The following is a 19,023-nucleotide window of genomic DNA, read 5'->3' as shown; positions in this document are numbered from 1 at the left end:
CTCATGGGTGGAACGTTGACTATTCGGCACGACAGGTTGGTTGCTACTAGTACTGCTTCGGCGTGGAACGTGGTGATGGATCGGTCGGGTCGGGCACGCTGTTGGGTATCTGAAGGTACGGGCTCGTTTGAGTCTGTCCCTTTGGTTGCCGGCCCCAGTGCACTCGTTCGTCAGAACGGGGTGATGGGTGGCTGGTCGTTGTTTGAGAACTGCACAGTGGACGCGAGCATCTGTGGCCAAGTTTTTAAGGGCGCACGGTGGATGCCTTGGCACCAGGAACCGATGAAGGACGTGGGAGGCCACGATAGTCCCCGGGGAGCTGTCAACCAAGCTTTGATCCGGGGGTTTCCGAATGGGGAAACCCGGCAGTCGTCATGGGCTGTCACCCGCTGCTGAACACATAGGCAGTGTGGAGGGAACGAGGGGAAGTGAAACATCTCAGTACCCTCAGGAAGAGAAAACAACCGTGATTCCGGGAGTAGTGGCGAGCGAAACTGGATGAGGCCAAACCGTATGCGTGTGATACCCGGCAGGGGTTGCGCATGCGGGGTTGTGGGATCTCTTTTTCACAGTCTGCCGGCTGTGAGGCGAGTCAGAAACCGTTGATGTAGGCGAAGGACATGCGAAAGGTCCGGCGTAGAGGGTAAGACCCCCGTAGCTGAAACATTAACGGCTCGTTTGAGAGACACCCAAGTAGCACGGGGCCCGAGAAATCCCGTGTGAATCTGGCGGGACCACCCGCTAAGCCTAAATATTCCCTGGTGACCGATAGCGGATAGTACCGTGAGGGAATGGTGAAAAGTACCGCGGGAGCGGAGTGAAATAGTACCTGAAACCGTGTGCCTACAAGCCGTGGGAGCGTCGCTGTTGTTCTTCGGAACAGCAGTCGTGACTGCGTGCCTTTTGAAGAATGAGCCTGCGAGTTAGCGGTGTGTAGCGAGGTTAACCCGTGTGGGGAAGCCGTAGCGAAAGCGAGTCCGAATAGGGCGTTTGAGTTGCACGCTCTAGACCCGAAGCGGAGTGATCTAGCCATGGGCAGGTTGAAGCGGAGGTAAGACTTCGTGGAGGACCGAACCCACCAGGGTTGAAAACCTGGGGGATGACCTGTGGTTAGGGGTGAAAGGCCAATCAAACTCCGTGATAGCTGGTTCTCCCCGAAATGCATTTAGGTGCAGCGTCGTGTGTTTCTTGCCGGAGGTAGAGCACTGGATAGGCGATGGGCCCTACCGGGTTACTGACCTTAGCCAAACTCCGAATGCCGGTAAGTGAGAGCGCGGCAGTGAGACTGTGGGGGATAAGCTCCATGGTCGAGAGGGAAACAGCCCAGAGCATCGACTAAGGCCCCTAAGCGTACGCTAAGTGGGAAAGGATGTGGAGTCGCAGAGACAACCAGGAGGTTGGCTTAGAAGCAGCCACCCTTGAAAGAGTGCGTAATAGCTCACTGGTCAAGTGATTCCGCGCCGACAATGTAGCGGGGCTCAAGCGTACCGCCGAAGTCGTGTCATTCATACACATATCCTCAACGGGAGTATGGATGGGTAGGGGAGCGTCGTGTGCCGGGTGAAGCAGCCGCGGAAGCGAGTTGTGGACGGTTCACGAGTGAGAATGCAGGCATGAGTAGCGATACACACGTGAGAAACGTGTGCGCCGATTGACTAAGGGTTCCTGGGTCAAGCTGATCTGCCCAGGGTAAGTCGGGACCTAAGGCGAGGCCGACAGGCGTAGTCGATGGACAACCGGTTGATATTCCGGTACCCGCTTTGAAACGCCCAGTACTGAATCAGGCGATGCTAAGTCCGTGAAGCCGGCCCGATCTCTTCGGAGTTGAGGGTAGTGGTGGAGCCGATGAACCAGACTTGTAGTAGGTAAGCGATGGGGTGACGCAGGAAGGTAGTCCAGCCCGGGCGGTGGTTGTCCCGGGGTAAGGGTGTAGGACGCACGGTAGGCAAATCCGTCGTGCATATAGTCTGAGACCTGATGCCGAGCCGATTGTGGTGAAGTGGATGATCCTATGCTGTCGAGAAAAGCCTCTAGCGAGTTTCATGGCGGCCCGTACCCTAAACCGACTCAGGTAGTCAGGTAGAGAATACCGAGGCGTTCGGGTGAACTATGGTTAAGGAACTCGGCAAAATGCCCCCGTAACTTCGGGAGAAGGGGGGCCATCACTGGTGAGGGGACTTGCTTCCTGAGCTGGGGGTGGCCGCAGAGACCAGCGAGAAGCGACTGTTTACTAAAAACACAGGTCCGTGCGAAGCCGTAAGGCGATGTATACGGACTGACGCCTGCCCGGTGCTGGAACGTTAAGGGGACCGGTTAGTGCGCTTTCGGGTGTGCGAAGCTGAGAACTTAAGCGCCAGTAAACGGCGGTGGTAACTATAACCATCCTAAGGTAGCGAAATTCCTTGTCGGGTAAGTTCCGACCTGCACGAATGGCGTAACGACTTCTCGACTGTCTCAACCATAGGCCCGGTGAAATTGCACTACGAGTAAAGATGCTCGTTTCGCGCAGCAGGACGGAAAGACCCCGGGACCTTTACTATAGTTTGATATTGGTGTTCGGTTCGGCTTGTGTAGGATAGGTGGGAGACTTTGAAGCAGCCACGCCAGTGGTTGTGGAGTCGCCGTTGAAATACCACTCTGGTCGTGCTGGATGTCTAACCTGGGTCCGTGATCCGGATCAGGGACAGTGTCTGATGGGTAGTTTAACTGGGGCGGTTGCCTCCTAAAGAGTAACGGAGGCGCCCAAAGGTTCCCTCAGCCTGGTTGGCAATCAGGTGTTGAGTGTAAGTGCACAAGGGAGCTTGACTGTGAGACCGACGGGTCGAGCAGGGACGAAAGTCGGGACTAGTGATCCGGCAGTGGCTTGTGGAAGCGCTGTCGCTCAACGGATAAAAGGTACCCCGGGGATAACAGGCTGATCTTCCCCAAGAGTCCATATCGACGGGATGGTTTGGCACCTCGATGTCGGCTCGTCGCATCCTGGGGCTGGAGTCGGTCCCAAGGGTTGGGCTGTTCGCCCATTAAAGCGGTACGCGAGCTGGGTTTAGAACGTCGTGAGACAGTTCGGTCCCTATCCGCTGTGCGCGTAGGAATATTGAGAAGGGCTGTCCCTAGTACGAGAGGACCGGGACGGACGAACCTCTGGTGTGCCAGTTGTCCTGCCAAGGGCATGGCTGGTTGGCTACGTTCGGAAAGGATAACCGCTGAAAGCATCTAAGCGGGAAGCCTGCTTCGAGATGAGTATTCCCACCACCTTGAGTGGTTAAGGCTCCCAGTAGACGACTGGGTTGATAGGCCAGATGTGGAAGCCCGGTAACGGGTGGAGCTGACTGGTACTAATAGGCCGAGGGCTTGTCCTCAGTTGCTCGCGTCCACTGTGTTGTTCCCAGGCCACGAACGGTCGTGCTGGTTGAACAACTACTTAAACTGAAAAGTGTGCTTGTTCGCTAAGTGCCGATATCCCCGCTCTGTGTGGGGACTGGCCGATAGTGTTTCGGTGGTCATTGCGTTAGGGAAACGCCCGGTTACATTCCGAACCCGGAAGCTAAGCCTTTCAGCGCCGATGGTACTGCAGGGGGGACCCTGTGGGAGAGTAGGACGCCGCCGAACAATCTTTCAGGGCCCTTGGTCCCAGCGTTCAACGCTGGGACCAAGGGCCCTTTTGTTTTTTCGAAGCGCGTCGGATCGTCGACTGCGCGAGAATGTCTGTGGTACCCGATGACAGGAGTCACCCCCATGTCCACCAACTCTTCCGACGATCGTCCGGAGCGCGAGCCGCGTCGCCGGGAAGACGGTGACAGGGGCGGCTACCGAGGAGGCCGCGACGACCGCTCCTCCGCGCCCCGACGTGACGGTGACCGAGGCGGTTTCCGTCGTGATGACCGTGACCGGGACCGTGGCCCGCGTCGAGACAGCGGCCGAGGCGCCGGCCCCGGCTCGGGTGGCGGCGGTTTCCGCCGTGACGACCGCGCCCCCCGCCGTGACGACGACCGTGGTGGCTACCGCGGCGCCGGTGGTTCCGACCGTCGTGACGACCGCCCGCGTGGCCCGCGTCGCGACGACGACCGGCCCGGTGGTTTCCGTCGCGACGACAGCCGAGGTGACAACCGCAGCGGTGGCGGCTTCCGTCGTGACGACCGCGCCCCCCGTCGGGACGACGATCGGCCCGGCGGTTTCCGTCGTGACGACAGCAGGGGCGGCAGTACCGGTGGTGGCTTCCGCCGTGACGACCGTGACCGGGACCGCGCTCCGCGTCGTGAGGACGACCGTGGCGGCTACCGGGGTGGCGCTCCGCGTCGTGAGGACGACCGTGGTGGGTATCGCGGTGGTTCCGACCGTCGTGACGACCGCCCGCGTGGCCCCCGCCGCGACGACGACCGGCCCGGTGGTTTCCGTCGCGACGACAGCCGGGGAGACAGCCGCAGCGGTGGCGGCTTCCGCCGTGACGACCGCGCCCCCCGTCGGGACGACGATCGGCCCGGCGGTTTCCGTCGTGACGACAGCAGGGGCGGCAGTACCGGTGGTGGCTTCCGCCGTGACGACCGTGACCGGGACCGCGCTCCGCGTCGTGAGGACGACCGTGGCGGCTACCGGGGTGGCGCTCCGCGTCGTGAGGACGACCGTGGTGGGTATCGCGGTGGTTCCGACCGTCGTGACGACCGCCCGCGTGGCCCCCGCCGCGACGACGACCGGCCCGGTGGTTTCCGTCGCGACGACAGCCGAGGTGACAACCGCAGCGGTGGCGGCTTCCGCCGTGACGACCGCGCCCCCCGTCGTGAGGACGACCGTGGCGGCTACCGGGGCGGCGCTCCGCGTCGTGAGGACGACCGTGGTGGGTATCGCGGCGCCGGTGGTTCCGACCGTCGTGACGACCGCCCGCGTGGCCCCCGCCGCGACGACGACCGGCCCGGTGGCTTCCGTCGCGACGACAGCCGGGGAGACAACCGCACCGGTGGTGGCGGGTTCCGCCGTGACGACCGTGACCGGGACCGCGCCCCCCGTCGCGACGACGACCGTGGCCCGCGCAGGGACAACGACCGGGGCAACAGCCGCGGCGGCTACCAGGGGCGCGACGACCGCGGTGGCTACCGGGGCCGCGACGACCGCGGTGGCTCCCAGGGGCGTGACGACCGTGGTGGCTACCGGGGCCGTGACGACCGTGGTGGCTACCAGGGTCGTGACGACCGCGAGCGTGAGCCGATCAAGCGCCTCCCGATCCCCGACGAGGTCACCGGCGACGAGATCGACAAGGACGTGCGGCAGGAGCTGATGAGCCTGCCGAAGACCCTCGCCGAAGACGTCGCGCGCAACCTGGTCGTGGTCGCCCGCCTCATCGACGAGGACCCCGAGCAGGCCTACGCCTTCTCGCGTATCGCCCTGCGCCTCGCCTCCCGCGTCGCCGCGGTGCGTGAGGCCGCCGGCTTCGCCGCCTACGCGACCCAGAGGTACGCCGAGGCGCTGGCCGAGTTCCGGGCGTCGCGCCGTATGACCGGGTCCGTCGAGCTGTGGCCCGTCATGGCCGACTGCGAGCGCGGCCTGGGTCGGCCCGAGCGTGCCATGGCCATGGCCGGTGAGCCCGAGGTGCAGAAGCTGGACAAGGCAGGACAGGTGGAGATGCGCCTCGTCGCGGCCGGGGCCCGGCGGGACATGGGACAGCTCGACGCGGCCATCGTCACCCTGCAGAGCCCCGAACTCGCCTCCAACGCCGTCCACTCGTGGACGCCCCGTCTGCGGTACGCCTACGCGGACGCCCTCCTGGAGGCCGGGCGCGAGGACGAGGCCCGTGAGTGGTTCGGGAAGGCCCTGGAGGCCGACAAGGACGGCTCCACCGACGCCTCGGACCGGCTTGCCGAGCTCGAGGGCGTCGAGTTCGTCGACGCTCTGGGTGAGGACGACGAGGACGTCCAGGACACCGCTCAGGACGACGCACGGCCCGCCACGGACACCGACAGCGGCAGTGACGTCGACGCCGGTAGCGACGAGACGCAGGCTCACCCGGGTGATGAGGCGGAAGCCGACGTCGAGGACGACTCGACGGACGGCCCCGCAAAGGCGTAGCCGCCGTGGCGACACGACGGCAGGACGGTAGAACAGCGGCATGAGGAGAGGGCGGCACCCGCGTACGGGTGCCGCCCTCTCCTCGTTGCGCTCAGCTGACGCCGTGTCAACTCACGTCCGGGCCGCCCGCGTCCGTACCGAGACTGCGCAGCACCAGCCCCGTCGCCGGCTTCGGGCCGAACGATGTCGACTTGCGGGGCATGGTGACGCCCTGCCTGGCCAGGTCTCGTACGACGTCCTCGCCCACCGGGTGCATCAGGACCGCCGTGGCGCCGTTCCGTTCGGCCTGCTCGACGGCCGCCTCCGTGTCGTGGATGTAGGCGATGTGCTCCGGGGCGTCGGGGATCCGCCACACCTCGTCCAGCAGCGTGGAATGCAGCACCGTGGCGTCCAGTTCGCGCCATGCGGCCGGTCGGTCGGCGGGCACCGTGCGGGCCAGCAGCCGTTCGTCCGGCCGGTCGACGAGGTGGAAGCCCCCGTCGCCCGCGAGCAGGAAGGCGTTGCCCGAGGCCGCGGCCTCGGCCAGGGCGTCGAGCGCCCGGGGGAGCGGCCCCTCGACGTCCCGGACCCGGGCGCGTCCGTCGAGCGCCTTGAGCGCGTCCACGACCGGAAGGCGGTGCAGCAGACGGTGGATGGCGCGTACCCGCAGCGGATAGCGGGCCGTGTCCACGAGCAGCACGAGCCCGAAGTCCCACGGGCCCGGGCCCGATTGTTCCTGCTGGAGTCTCAGATAGGTGGCCCAGCGGTGGTGGCCGTCGGCGATGAGCGCCTGGCGCTCCGCGAGGTCCGCCTCGATACGCGCCCGGTCCGCGGGGTCGGTGACGGCCCAGAGCCGGTGGGCGACACCGTCCTCGGTGGTCGTCGTCAGGAGCGGGCTCTGCTCCACGGTCCGCTCGACGACCGCCGTCGCACCCGCCGGCCGGCCGTCCCCGGCGTAGCTGAGGAGCAGGGGTTCGAGATGGGCCCCGGTCGTACGCATCAGGTCGGCGCGGTCCGCGACGACGTCCGCCATGACGTCCTCGTGCGGCAGTACGATCCCGTCGGACGCGGGCGACAGGGCCAGCGCCCCGATCACCCCGCGCTGAAGGACGTCCCCGGCCCGCTGCTCGTAGACGTAGAGCACCGGATCCGGATCCGCGGCCAGGACGCCCTCGGCCAGCCAGCGCTTCAGGGTGGAGGCGGCCTGCTGGTGGCGTTCCGTGGCGCTGCCCGCCTGGGGAAGGATCAGGCGCACGATGTTGTACGGATCCAGCGACTCCAGGTGGTGCAGACCGTCGGGCCGTACGACCACGTCGTACGGCGGTGACGTCACCGCGGCCAGGCTGCCGACCCGTTCGGGGACGTACCGCAGCCCGCGGAAGGGGATCAGCCGCAGCCCGTGATCGGTGGTGCGCCCTGATGTGTTCATTTGGGCATCGTATGTGCGCACCCGTGATGCGCGATGATCGGGGGAGAAGCTTGGAAAGAGGAGCGCGATGAGTCAGCAGTACAGGTCCCGCCCGAGCGGAAACGGCACGCCGCTGAGCGAGGCGTACGACACGGCCCTGCTCGATCTCGACGGAGTGGTGTACGCGGGCGGGCACGCCGTCGTGCACGCCGTCGAGTCGCTGGGCGCCGCACGTGACCGGGGGATGCGGCTGGCGTACGTGACCAACAACGCCCTGCGGACCCCGGACGCGGTGGCCGAACACCTGACGGAGCTGGGGGTGCCCGCCGAACCCACCGATGTGATCACCTCCGCGCAGGCAGTGGCGCGACTGATGGCCGATCAGTTGCCGTCGGGCTCACGGGTCCTGGTCGTCGGCGGGGAGGGACTGCGCGTCGCGCTCCGGGAGCGGGGCCTGGTGCCCGTCGAGTCGGCGGACGACGCCCCGGTCGCGGTGGCCCAGGGCTTCGGCGGCCCCGACCTCCCGTGGGGGCGGTTCGCGGAGGCCGCGTACGCGATCGCGGGCGGGGCCGCGTGGTTCGCGTCCAACACGGACCTGACCATCCCCTCCGCCCGGGGCATCGCGCCCGGCAACGGCGCGGCCGTGGAGGTCGTACGCATCGCCACGGGCGCCGAACCCCAGGTCGCCGGCAAACCGCTGCCGCCGATGCACCGCGAGACCGTGCTGCGGACCGGAGCGGAGCGGCCGCTGGTCGTCGGGGACCGGCTGGACACGGACATCGAGGGCGCGTTCAACGGCGGTGTGGACTCGCTGCTGGTGCTCACCGGGGTGACCGACGCCGCGCTGCTGCTCGCGGCCGCGCCCCACCACCGGCCGACCTACGTCGACCGGGACCTGCGCGGGCTGCTCACCGGCCGGCCCGAGGTGACGGCGGAGGACGACGCGTTCCGGTGCGGCGGCTGGACGGCCACCGTGCGCGGCGACGCACTGGCGCTGGACGGCGACGGCGACCCGGTGGACGGGCTGCGAGCCCTGTGCGGGGCGGCCTGGACGCAGGGCGGGGACGCCGCGTGCGAGCTGGACGCGGAGGCGGCGGTGGCCCGGCTCGGACTGTAGGGACGCGAGGGCCTCGGGTGGTGCGAGAGACGCGAGAAGCACGGGGGACCCGGCTCCGGCCGCCGTACGCCCGTACAGCGGCCGGGAAGGAAGGATAGGTTAGCCTCACCTCGTGTCGGTCGAGAGTCCCCCTACCGAGGTCCGGCGCCGCGGCCATGCCCCGGGCGCACCCTCCGACGCACGCCACCCACACCAGGAGTACGACCATGCAGCGCCTCACCGCGGACTCGGTGACCCTCGGCTACGACCGGCGGACCATCGCCGAGAACCTCTCGGTCGAGATCCCGGACAACTCCTTCACGGTCATCGTCGGCCCCAACGCCTGCGGCAAGTCGACCCTGCTGCGGGCGCTCTCCCGGATGCTGAGGCCCGAGAGCGGCGAGGTCCTGCTCGACGGGCAGTCCATCCACCGGCTGCCCGCGAAGAAGGTCGCCCGGATGCTCGGGCTGCTGCCCCAGACCTCCATAGCCCCCGACGGCATCACCGTCTTCGACCTCGTCTCGCGCGGCCGGTACCCCCACCAGGGGCTGCTGCGGCAGTGGTCGCCCGAGGACGAGCGGATCGTGCGGGAGTCCATGGAGTCGACCGGCGTCGCCGAACTCGCCGGCCGGTACGTCGACGAGCTCTCCGGCGGCCAGCGCCAGCGTGTCTGGATCGCCATGGCCCTCGCCCAGCAGACCCCGCTCCTGCTGCTCGACGAGCCGACGACGTACCTCGACATCCAGCACCAGATCGAGGTGCTCGACCTCTGCGCCGAACTGCACGAGACGCAGGGCCGCACCCTGGTCGCCGTCCTGCACGACCTCAACCACGCCGCTCGGTACGCCACCCACCTCATCGCCATGCGGCAGGGCCGGATCGTCGCCGAGGGCGCGCCTGGGGAGGTCGTCACCGCCGGCCTGGTCGAGCAGGTCTTCGGCATGCGCTGCCAGGTCATCGACGACCCGGAGACCGGTACGCCCCTCGTGGTCCCGGCCGCCCGCAGGAAGCGCGCGGCGGCGGCCGCCTGACCGGATCCGGCGCAGCCCTCAGAGCAGTGACCTCAGCTTCAGCAGATCGCGGAAGCCCGCCTCCAGCCGGACCCGCCCCGAGCTCCAGGCCTTCGCGAAGTTCAGCTCGCCGTTCACCATGGCCACCAGGTCGTCCCCGGTCATCGCGAGCCGGATCTGGGCCTTCTCGCGGGGCGGCCCATCGAGGGTGTCCAGCACCTGGATCCGGCCGTCCGTCAGCCGCCCGGTGAACGTCACGTCGAGGTCCCGGACGTGGCAGCTCAGCGAACGGTCGAGCTCGGCGGCACCGCGGACGTCGCCGTCCGCCCCCGCGAGGTTGTCGGAAAGTGTGTCGAGTGCGCTGCGGCACTCCGCCATGGTCGCCATCGTGACCGACGGTACACCGGCCCTTCGCGGTAGCGTTCCGGCATGAGCGACTGGATGCCGGAGCCGGACACGACGCCCGGGGCCGCCCCCGACACCGAGGCACCCGAGCCCGTTGCCGGCCCGGAGGCCGAGGCCTCCGTGCCCTCCCACGACCCCGCACCGCCCGCCCCGCTCGGCGTCCCGCGTACTCCCACCGGACACCCGGGGGTGGACGTCCGGCTGGAGCGGCTGGCCGATGCCGACCACCTCCCGGCGGACGGGCACACCGAGGTGTACGAGGATGTACACCGTGGGCTGCGCGACGAGCTGACCGCTCTGGACGCCCGCCCCGCACCCGCACCGACGCCCGCGCACGACATCAGGAGCTGAACCGAACGTGGCAGGAGTGGCACGTCGCCGCCTCGACGCCGAGCTGGTACGCCGCAAGCTCGCCCGCTCACGCGAGCACGCGAGCCAGCTGATCGCGGCCGGGCGGGTGACCGTCGGCGGCAACACCGCGACCAAATCCGCCACCCAGGTCGAGACCAGTGCGGCACTCGTCGTCGTCAAGGACGACAGCGACCCCGAGTACGTCTCGCGCGGCGGGCACAAGCTCGCGGGCGCGCTGGCCGCCTTCACCCCCCTCGGGCTGGAGGTACGGGGGCGGCGTGCGCTGGACGCCGGAGCGTCGACCGGCGGCTTCACCGATGTACTGCTGCGGGCCGGAGCCGGACACGTCGTCGCCGTCGACGTCGGCTACGGGCAGCTCGCCTGGTCGCTCCAGTCCGACGAGCGCGTCACCGTCAAGGACCGCACGAACGTACGCGAGTTGACGGTGGAGCAGATCGACGGGCAGCCGGTGGACCTGGTCGTCGGTGACCTGTCGTTCATCCCGCTCGGCCTCGTGCTGCCCGCCCTCGCCCGCTGCGCCGCGCCTGACGCGGACCTGGTCCTCATGGTCAAGCCGCAGTTCGAGGTGGGCAAGGAGCGCCTCGGCAGCGGGGGCGTGGTGCGCAGCCCGGAACTGCGCGCCGAAGCAGTACGGGACGTGGCGCGCCGGGCCTGGCAGCTGGGCCTGGGCGTCCGGGGCGTGACCGCGAGCCCGCTGCCCGGGCCCTCGGGGAACGTCGAGTACTTTCTGTGGCTGCGGGCCGGAGCACCTGAACCGGATCCCGCGGATGTCGATCGCGCAGTGGCGGAGGGGCCTCGTTGACGACACAAGCGGCACAAGAGAACCCGGAACCGGGCACGCCGGCACAGGGGGGCGACGCGGACCGGACCGTCTTCCTGCTCGCCCATACCGGCCGCCCCGCGGCCATCCGCAGCGCGGAGCTCGTCGTCCAGGGGCTGCTCCGCAACGGCCTCGGCGTGCGGGTGCTGGCCGCGGAGGCGGCGGACCTGCCGCTGCCCCCGTCCGTGATGACGGTCACCGACGCCACACCCGCGGCCGTCGAAGGCTGCGAACTGCTGATCGTGCTCGGTGGGGACGGCACCCTGCTGCGCGGCGCCGAGATCTCCCGGGCCTCCGGCGTGCCGATGCTCGGCGTCAACCTGGGACGCGTCGGCTTCCTGGCCGAGGCCGAGCGCGACGACCTGGACAAGGTCGTCGACCGGGTCGTCACCCGCGCCTACCAGGTCGAGGAGCGCATGACGATCGACGTCCTGGTGCACAGCAACGGCGATGTCGTGCACAGCGACTGGGCGCTCAACGAGGCAGCCGTGCAGAAGGTCTCGCCCGACCGGATGCTGGAGGTCGTTCTGGAGATCGACGGCCGGCCGGTGACCGGCTTCGGCTGCGACGGAATCGTCTGCGCCACCCCCACCGGCTCGACCGCGTACGCCTTCTCGGCCGGCGGCCCCGTCGTCTGGCCGGAGGTCGAGGCCCTGCTGATGGTGCCGATCAGCGCGCACGCGCTCTTCGCCAAGCCGCTGGTGACCTCGCCCACGTCCGTCCTGGCCGTGGAGGTCCAGCCGCACACCCCGCACGGCGTCCTGTGGTGCGACGGGCGCAGGACCGTCGAACTGCCCGCCGGTGCCCGGGTCGAGGTGCGGCGCGGCGCGGTTCCCGTACGGCTCGCACGGCTGCACCAGGCCTCCTTCACCGACCGGCTGGTCGCCAAGTTCGCGCTCCCCGTGCAGGGCTGGCGGGGCGCACCGCACTGACCGTCAACACCGTGTGAGGAGATCGTGCCGCCCGGCAGGCCGTTAGCGCGGCGGGGTCCGGACCTCGTATGGTCATGTCCGTGTTGGAGGAGATGCGGATACGGTCGCTCGGGGTCATCGACGACGCGGTGGTGGAGCTGTCGCCCGGTTTCACCGCGGTGACGGGCGAGACCGGCGCGGGCAAGACGATGGTCGTGACCAGCCTCGGGCTGCTGCTCGGCGGACGCGCCGACCCCGCCCTGGTGCGGGTCGGCGCCAAGGCCGCGGTCGTCGAGGGCCGGATCACGGTGGCCCCGGGGGACGCGGCGGCCCTGCGCGCGGAGGAAGCGGGCGGAGAGATCGAGGACGGGGCGCTCATCGTCAGCCGGACCGTCTCGGCGGAAGGCCGCTCCCGCGCGCACCTCGGGGGCAGATCCGTGCCCGTCGGGGTCCTGACCGAACTCGCCGACGAGCTCGTCGCCGTGCACGGCCAGACCGACCAGCAGGGGCTGCTCAAGCCCGCCCGGCAGCGGCAGGCCCTCGACCGGTACGCCGGTGACGGCGTGAGTGTGCCGCTCGCGGCGTACACGGCCGCCTACCGGCGGCTGCGCGCCGTCGTCACGGAGCTGGACGAGCTGACGGTCCGGGCCAGGGAGCGGGCCCAGGAGGCGGATCTGCTGCGCTTCGGCCTCGACGAGGTCGCGGCCGTCGAGCCGCTGCCCGGGGAGGACGTCGAGCTCGCCGCCGAGGCCGAGCGGCTCGGCCACGCCGAGGCCCTCGCCTCAGCGGCGGCCCTCGCGCACGGGGCGCTCGCGGGCAACCCGGAGGACCCCGAGGCGGTGGACGCCACCACGATCGTCGCGGCGGCCGGACAGGCACTGGACGCCGTACGCGCCCACGACCCCGCGCTGGCAGCGCTGGCCGACCGCACCGGTGAGATCTCGATCCTGCTCGCCGACGTGGCCGGGGAGCTCGCCGGATACGCCGACCAGCTGGACGCCGACCCGCTGCGGCTCGCCGCCGTCGAGGAGCGCCGCGCCGCGCTCACCGCCCTCACCCGCAAGTACGGCCAGGACATCGGTGCCGTCCTCGCCTGGACCCAGGAGAGCGCCGCCCGGCTCACCGAGCTGGAGGGCGACGACGACAGGATCGAGGAGCTCACGGCGGAGCGCGACGCGCTGCGCGCCGAGCTCTCCGGGCTCGGACAGGCGCTGACCGACGCGCGTACGGAGGCCGCCGCCCGGTTCGCCGGGGCGGTCACCGAGGAGCTGGCCTCGCTCGCCATGCCGCACGCCCGGGTCTCCTTCGCCGTCCGGCAGATCGAGGCCGCGGACGACGCGTCCGGCATCGACGTCGGCGGCCGCAGCGTCGTCCACGGGCCGACCGGGGCCGACGAGGTCGAGCTCCTGCTGGCCCCGCACCCCGGCGCCCAGCCGCGGCCGATCGCCAAGGGGGCGTCGGGTGGTGAGCTGTCCCGGGTGATGCTCGCCGTCGAGGTGGTCTTCGCGGGCTCCGACCCCGTGCCGACGTACCTCTTCGACGAGGTCGACGCCGGGGTCGGCGGCAAGGCGGCCGTCGAGGTCGGCCGGCGGCTGGCCAAGCTGGCCCGGTCCGCTCAGGTCGTCGTGGTCACCCATCTGCCGCAGGTGGCGGCCTTCGCCGACCGTCAGCTGCTGGTCGAGAAGACCGTGGACGGATCGGTGACCCGGAGCGGCGTCAAGGTCCTCGAAGGCGAGGACCGGGTACGGGAACTCTCCCGGATGCTGGCCGGCCAGGAGGACTCGGAGACGGCCCGGGCACACGCGGAGGAGCTGTTGGCGACCGCGCGGACGGACGGCTGAGGGCTGTCCCCGCCGGCCCGCCGCCCGGTTGCCGCACCATGTGATGCGGCAACCGGGCGGCGGGCGTCAACTTTCGGCCGCTGAACCCACCCGGAAGAGTGGGGTGGTCCGATTTCTGGTCGCCATCGGCAGGGGAACAACGTTTCGCCGGATCCGGAACGCGCGTACGGGCTGGCATCCTTGGCGCTGTACATTCCGCCGACTCGGGAGCCCCGGGGAGCCATTCGACGTGTCACAGCTGCGTACGGTCCAAGTACTGGGCGGCGGTGCCGGAAGCAGCGCTCATGTCACCTCGCTCGCCACGGGCCTGGTGGCGCGAGGGGTGCAGGTCACCGTCTGCGCCCCGGCCGACGGTGAGCGTGCCCACGCCTTCCCCGCGACGGGCGCCCGCTTCGCCCCCGTGCCCCGGCGCAGTGACCCCGCCGCCGTCGCCGCCCTGCGCGCCGCGTGCGCCGGGGCGGACGTCGTCCACGCCCACGGGCTGCACGCCGCCGTGCGCGCCGGGCTCGCGCTGAGCGGGCGCAGTACGCCGCTGGTGGTGACCTGGCACTCCCGGCCCCAGGTGGAGGGAGCCCGCCGACGGATGCTGCATCTGCTGGAGCGACGGGCCGCCCGCGCGGCGGCCGTCGTGCTCGGCACCTCGTCGGAGCTGGTCGACCGGGCCCGGACACGGGGCGCCAGGGACGCCCGGCTCGCTCCCGCCCCGATCCCGGCGAGTCGGCCGCCCGTCGTCCACGACGGCAAGGCGCGTGCCGAACTGGGCGCCGTGGGAAGGCCGTTACTCGTCTCGTCCGGCACCCTCGCCCCGCACCACGGATACGACACACTGCTGGACGCCGCGCACGCCTGGCGTGAGCTGGATCCCGTACCGCTGCTGGTCCTGGTGGGGGAGGGCAGCTCGGAGGAAGCGCTGCGCCACCGGGTCCTCGACGAGGGGCTGCCCGTCGTCCTGGCCGGCCGCCGGGACGATCCGTCAGAGCTCCTCGCCGTCGCGGACCTCGCCGTGCTGCCCGGCCGCGAGGAGCCCCGGCCGCTCGTGGCCCGGGAGGCACTGCGCCTCGGGGTGCCCCTGGTGGCCGCCGACTCCCGCGGGCTGCGCGATCTCGTCGGCGGCGCCGCCGAACTGGTGCCGTACGGGGACGCCGGAGCGCTGGCGGGCGCCGTCGTCCGACTCCTCGGCGACCCGGGCCGGTGGGAACGGCTCGCCGAGGCGGGACGGCGGCAGACGGCGGGATGGCCCACCGAGGAGGACACCGTCGCCCATGTGCTGTCCGTCTACGACGAGTTGGTCCAGCCGCTGTCGGCGGGCCGTGCGTGACCCGGACCTGACGTGACGGGGAGCCGGGCCCCGTACCCCCCGCACGGCCCCGTGGCGGCGGAGGAACGGACCGCCGTGGCGCCGCCGCCCGTCGGCCGGGAGCACCGCCGGGGAATGGCCCGCCGCCCGTGCCGCGGCCCGTCGCCGCCCCACGGTGGGGAGCAGTCCTCGTGGAGATCAGGCCGGAGTGCAGAATCCGACCTCCGCGAGGCACTCCCTGATCAGCTGGCGCAAGTACTCCCGGCTGGGGGTGTCACCGGGGTCTCCCTTCAGGCCCCTGGGCCCCCGCGGGCCCAGGGCACCGACGGGCCCGGGGTCACCCTGGGGTCCCTGGGGCCCGCGCGGCCCGGGAGGACCCTCGCGACCGTCGGCACCGGCCAGCCCGTGCGCACCGGGCTTCCCGTCCCTGCCGTCCCTGCCCGGCGGACCTTCGGCTCCCTCGGGCCCCTGGGCGCCCTCGGGACCCGGCGGGCCGCAGGGGCCTTCGGGGCCCGCCGGACCCTCGACCCCCCTCGGCCCTTGCGCGCCGGGCGGTCCTTCCGGCCCGGGAGGACCGGCGGGACCCGCGCATCCCGCCCCGCCCGCCGGCCCGGTGGGACCGGCGGGGCCGGTGCACCCTGTGCGTCCGGGCGGTCCCTGGGGGCCGGGAGGACCCTGCGGACCCGAAGGCCCCTGGGGGCCGCACGGCTGTTCCGGTGGCTGTTGCGGAGGGACACACGCCGGGCCCGGAGAAGGTGCGGCGGAGGCGTCGGGCGAGTGGGCCGTCTGTGCGGTGGTGGTCGGGGGATGAGATGTCGGCGGTGTGACCATGGTGCCTCCCGTATGGTTCTCCACACGCTGGGTCCGTGATGGCCGTCCCGCAGCAGAAGCGACTGCCGACGGTCAGGGCGACGTTCTCGCCACATGGCCGAAGAAGAGCCCCAGTCCATGTGCTTATGCGTTCGGATGGCTGAATCGACGCCGGTCGTAAACGTTGGGCTTCGATTTACCTGCTCACCATGGATATCCCCAGCCTTTTGCTCCGGCAACCCGCTCCGGGATATCGGAGAAAAGTAATATTTAGGTTAATTCAAGGTCGGAACTTTTATGGAAGCCTCCTCTTCTGTCCGGGAAATCCGCGGGCTGATGAGGAAGTGCGTACCGGCCCGCCCGCCGATCGCGGTCGTGCGTCCGACGGGGAACGCGTCGCGCCCCGGAGGTGGCTGACCGGGCCGGGTGCGAGCCGCTCCGCCACCGCCGGCGTGAGGAGCGGCGACCCCGGCCGAGTGTTTTGGTTATTTCCAGGGCGCTTTGGCGTGTTCCGGAGGCCGGGTCCGGCACGGGGCAAATTATCTGGCCTGTGTGCTACGGGTATTGCGCGGAGCTATTACCGTTCGATGGTCGACTTTTGTGCGGAGGTCTTGTCTCGATTACGGGTGCGCCCCCTGTGCGGGTGAAAGCGAAAGCATCGGGTCCAATGCCTCCAGCGACCCCTCGCGCGCCCTCCCGTAAAGCCGTCGGGACCGATATCCCAGCAGCATGCGACCGCGCACGCCTTACCCCAGCGACCTGTCCGACGCACGGTGGGAACTCATCCGCCCGACGCTCGAGACCTGGCGCCGGGACCGCGCCGGGATCCGCAGACCCACCCACGACCTCAGAGTCCTGATGGACGCCATCCTCTACGTCGACCGGACCGGCATCCCCTGGCGCTACCTGCCCCACGACTTCCCGCCCTGGCAGAGCGTCTACGGCTACTTCGCCCACTGGCAGACCGACGGGGTCCTCGACCGCCTCACCGGTCTGCTGGGGAGCCGGGAGCCCTCTCACGGCCCCTCCCACAGCAAGCGGTGAGACCCGGCGGCACGCCTGTGGGGCACGGCGGAGAGTGCCCGCCGTGCCCCACAGGGTCCGTCCGTCTTCCGGTCAGCCGACGTATGCGCCGCTCGCCGTAAGCCGCAGCGCCGTGTCGATCAGCGGGACATGGCTGAAGGCCTGCGGGAAGTTCCCCACCTGGCGCTGCAGCCGGGAGTCCCACTCCTCGGCCAGCAGACCCAGGTCGTTGCGCAGGGACAGCAGCTTCTCGAAGAGCTGGCGCGCCTCGTCGACCCGCCCGATCATCGCCAGATCGTCCGCCAGCCAGAACGAACAGGCCAGGAACGCGCCCTCGTCGCCCTCCAGACCGTCCACACCGGCCTCGTCGCCGTCGGTCGGGTAGCGGAGCACGAAGCCGTCCTCCGTGGACAGCTCACGCTGGATCGCCTCGATCGTGCCGATGACCCGCTTGTCGTCCGGGGGCAGGAAGCCCATCTGCGGGATCAGCAGCAGCGACGCGTCGAGCTCCTTCGACCCGTAGGACTGGGTGAAGGTGTTGCGCTCCTTGTCGTAGCCGCGCTCGCAGACGTCGCGGTGGATGTCGTCGCGCAGCTGGAGCCAGCGCTCCAGCGGCCCGTCCGCGTCCCCGGCCTCGATGAGCTTGATCGTGCGGTCCACCGCGACCCAGGCCATCACCTTGGAGTGCACGAAGTGCCGGCGCGGCCCGCGCACCTCCCAGATGCCCTCGTCCGGCTCCTCCCAGTGCTTCTCCAGGTACTCGATCAGCTTGAGCTGGAGGCCCATCGCGTAGTCGTTGCGGGTCAGACCCGTCATGTGCGCCAGGTGCAGCGCCTCGGTGACCTCGCCGTACACGTCGAGCTGCAACTGGTTCGCGGCGCCGTTGCCGACCCGGACCGGCCCCGAGTTCTCGTAACCCGGCAGCCAGTCCAGCTCCGCCTCGCCGAGCTCACGCTCGCCCGCGATCCCGTACATGATCTGGAGGTTCTCCGGGTCGCCCGCGACGGCCCGCAGCAGCCACTCGCGCCAGGCGCGGGCCTCCTCGCGGTAGCCGGTGCGCAGCAGCGAGGAGAGGGTGATCGCCGCGTCCCGCAGCCAGGTGTAGCGGTAGTCCCAGTTCCGTACGCCACCGATCTCCTCCGGCAGCGAGGTCGTCGGGGCCGCCACGATGCCGCCGGTCGGCCCGTACGTCAGCGCCTTCAGCGTGATCAGGGAGCGGACCACGGCCTCCCGGTAGGGCCCGTGGTACGTGCACTGCTCGACCCACTCCTGCCAGAACTGCTCCGTCGCCTCCAGGGACCCCTCGGGGTCCGGCAGGGCGGGCGGCTCGTGGTGCGAGGGCTGCCAGCTGATGGTGAAGGCGATCCGGTCGCCCGGGGCCACGGTGAAGTCCGCGTACGTGGTCAGGTTCTCCCCGTACGTCTCGGCCTCGGTGTCCAGCCACACCGAGTCCGGGCCCGCGACGGCGACCGTACGGCTGTCCACCTTGTGCACCCAGGGCGTGACCCGCCCGTAGCTGAAGCGCATGCGCAGCTCCGAGCGCATCGGCACACGGCCGCTGACGCCCTCCACGATGCGGATCAGCTGGGGCGCTCCGTCGCGGGGCGGCATGAAATCCGTCACGCGGACGGTCCCGCGTGAGGTGTCCCACTCCGATTCGAGGACGAGCGAGTCGCCCCGGTAGCGGCGCCGGTCGGCGGCCGGCGGCTCGGCCCCTTCCGGACGGGCGGGTCCCAGCCGCCAGAAACCGTGCTCCTCCGTGCCGAGGAGTCCGGCGAAAATGGCATGCGAGTCGAAGCGGGGCAGGCACAGCCAGTCTGCTGTGCCGTCCCGGCAGACCAGGGCGGCGGTCTGCATGTCTCCGATGAGTGCGTAATCCTCGATGCGCCCGGCCACGTGTATCTCCAGTCGAACGGCCAGTCGCCCCGTGGGGCGCTAACTGCTGGTCAAGGGGTCGTTGTAAGAAACCGACGAGCTCTTGCGCGGGTGTAGCG

Annotated in this window: 11 protein-coding genes, 2 rRNA genes and 2 pseudogenes; 12 read left to right on the top strand and 3 right to left on the bottom strand. The window is 69.9% G+C overall.

Annotated features, from left to right (window positions below):
• Positions 1–234 precede the first annotated feature (234 nt).
• From SACTE_RS05985 to SACTE_RS34515, 4 genes and pseudogenes are all read left to right on the top strand, one after another.
• Positions 235–3,359 (top strand): 23S ribosomal RNA (locus SACTE_RS05985).
• Between the two features lie 133 nt (positions 3,360–3,492).
• Positions 3,493–3,609 (top strand): 5S ribosomal RNA (gene rrf / locus SACTE_RS05980).
• Positions 3,610–3,717: 108 nt separating this feature from the next.
• Positions 3,718–4,986, top strand: a pseudogene (locus SACTE_RS35555) (hypothetical protein); the annotation flags it as partial.
• A gap of 282 nt (positions 4,987–5,268) precedes the next feature.
• The gene (locus tag SACTE_RS34515; protein ID WP_014045128.1) at positions 5,269–6,057 is read left to right on the top strand and encodes a tetratricopeptide repeat protein; all 789 of its coding nucleotides are present in this window, start codon (positions 5,269–5,271) and stop codon (positions 6,055–6,057) included.
• A 106-nt stretch (positions 6,058–6,163) separates the two neighbouring features.
• Here SACTE_RS34515 and SACTE_RS05965 read toward each other — a convergent pair whose 3' ends face one another.
• Positions 6,164–7,465, bottom strand: a complete 1,302-nt coding sequence (locus tag SACTE_RS05965; RefSeq protein WP_014045127.1) for a DUF1015 domain-containing protein — start codon at positions 7,463–7,465, stop codon at positions 6,164–6,166.
• A gap of 67 nt (positions 7,466–7,532) precedes the next feature.
• Between SACTE_RS05965 and SACTE_RS05960 the strand changes: the two genes are divergently transcribed.
• Positions 7,533–8,561: an HAD hydrolase-like protein gene (locus tag SACTE_RS05960; RefSeq protein ID WP_014045126.1), complete on the top strand. Its 1,029-nt coding sequence runs from the start codon at positions 7,533–7,535 to the stop codon at positions 8,559–8,561.
• A 206-nt stretch (positions 8,562–8,767) separates the two neighbouring features.
• Complete coding sequence (locus SACTE_RS05955) at positions 8,768–9,571, top strand: ABC transporter ATP-binding protein (RefSeq protein ID WP_014045125.1); 804 nt, start codon at positions 8,768–8,770, stop codon at positions 9,569–9,571.
• Between the two features lie 18 nt (positions 9,572–9,589).
• On the opposite strand, the gene SACTE_RS05950 is transcribed toward SACTE_RS05955, so the two are convergent.
• Complete coding sequence (locus SACTE_RS05950) at positions 9,590–9,937, bottom strand: SCP2 sterol-binding domain-containing protein (protein WP_014045124.1); 348 nt, start codon at positions 9,935–9,937, stop codon at positions 9,590–9,592.
• Between the two features lie 42 nt (positions 9,938–9,979).
• Between SACTE_RS05950 and SACTE_RS05945 the strand changes: the two genes are divergently transcribed.
• The 6 genes and pseudogenes from SACTE_RS05945 to SACTE_RS05915 all read left to right on the top strand — a co-directional run.
• Positions 9,980–10,306 carry a hypothetical protein gene (locus tag SACTE_RS05945; RefSeq protein WP_019993935.1) on the top strand — a complete coding sequence of 109 codons (327 nt, stop codon included), beginning with the start codon at positions 9,980–9,982 and terminating at the stop codon, positions 10,304–10,306.
• A gap of 7 nt (positions 10,307–10,313) precedes the next feature.
• A complete protein-coding gene (locus tag SACTE_RS05940) occupies positions 10,314–11,129 on the top strand; it encodes a TlyA family RNA methyltransferase (RefSeq protein WP_014045122.1) in 816 nt (271 codons plus the stop codon).
• Positions 11,126–12,079: an NAD kinase gene (locus SACTE_RS05935; RefSeq protein WP_014045121.1), complete on the top strand. Its 954-nt coding sequence runs from the start codon at positions 11,126–11,128 to the stop codon at positions 12,077–12,079. The genes SACTE_RS05940 and SACTE_RS05935 overlap by 4 nt, the downstream gene beginning before the upstream one ends.
• A gap of 74 nt (positions 12,080–12,153) precedes the next feature.
• On the top strand, positions 12,154–13,899 hold the full coding sequence (gene recN / locus SACTE_RS05930) for a DNA repair protein RecN (RefSeq protein WP_026359270.1): 1,746 nt from the start codon (positions 12,154–12,156) through the stop codon (positions 13,897–13,899).
• A gap of 229 nt (positions 13,900–14,128) precedes the next feature.
• Entirely contained in the window at positions 14,129–15,217 is a 1,089-nt protein-coding gene (locus tag SACTE_RS05925) for a glycosyltransferase family 4 protein (RefSeq protein ID WP_014045119.1), read from the top strand.
• Between the two features lie 1,518 nt (positions 15,218–16,735).
• Positions 16,736–16,981, top strand: a pseudogene (locus SACTE_RS05915) (transposase); the annotation flags it as partial.
• A gap of 141 nt (positions 16,982–17,122) precedes the next feature.
• On the opposite strand, the gene SACTE_RS05910 reads toward SACTE_RS05915, so the two are convergent.
• On the bottom strand, positions 17,123–18,925 hold the full coding sequence (locus tag SACTE_RS05910; RefSeq protein WP_014045116.1) for a glycoside hydrolase family 15 protein: 1,803 nt from the start codon (positions 18,923–18,925) through the stop codon (positions 17,123–17,125).
• Between the last annotated feature and the right edge of the window lie 98 nt (positions 18,926–19,023).

This window comes from Streptomyces sp. SirexAA-E (assembly GCF_000177195.2).
In the GTDB taxonomy this organism is placed as follows: Bacteria; Actinomycetota; Actinomycetes; order Streptomycetales; family Streptomycetaceae; genus Streptomyces; species Streptomyces flavovirens.
The sequence above is the reverse complement of the archived record's forward strand: the minus strand, read 5'-3'. Positions and strand labels throughout refer to the sequence as shown.

Excerpts from the sequence above, each read along its gene's own strand:
- SACTE_RS34515 (WP_014045128.1), top strand. The coding sequence starts at position 5,269 with ATGAGCCTGCCGAAGACCCTCGCCGAAGACGTCGCGCGCAACCTGGTC.
- SACTE_RS05965 (WP_014045127.1), bottom strand. The coding sequence starts at position 7,465 with ATGAACACATCAGGGCGCACCACCGATCACGGGCTGCGGCTGATCCCC.
- SACTE_RS05960 (WP_014045126.1), top strand. The coding sequence starts at position 7,533 with ATGAGTCAGCAGTACAGGTCCCGCCCGAGCGGAAACGGCACGCCGCTG.
- SACTE_RS05955 (WP_014045125.1), top strand. The coding sequence starts at position 8,768 with ATGCAGCGCCTCACCGCGGACTCGGTGACCCTCGGCTACGACCGGCGG.
- SACTE_RS05950 (WP_014045124.1), bottom strand. The coding sequence starts at position 9,937 with ATGGCGACCATGGCGGAGTGCCGCAGCGCACTCGACACACTTTCCGAC.
- SACTE_RS05945 (WP_019993935.1), top strand. The coding sequence starts at position 9,980 with ATGAGCGACTGGATGCCGGAGCCGGACACGACGCCCGGGGCCGCCCCC.
- recN (WP_026359270.1), top strand. The coding sequence starts at position 12,154 with ATGTCCGTGTTGGAGGAGATGCGGATACGGTCGCTCGGGGTCATCGAC.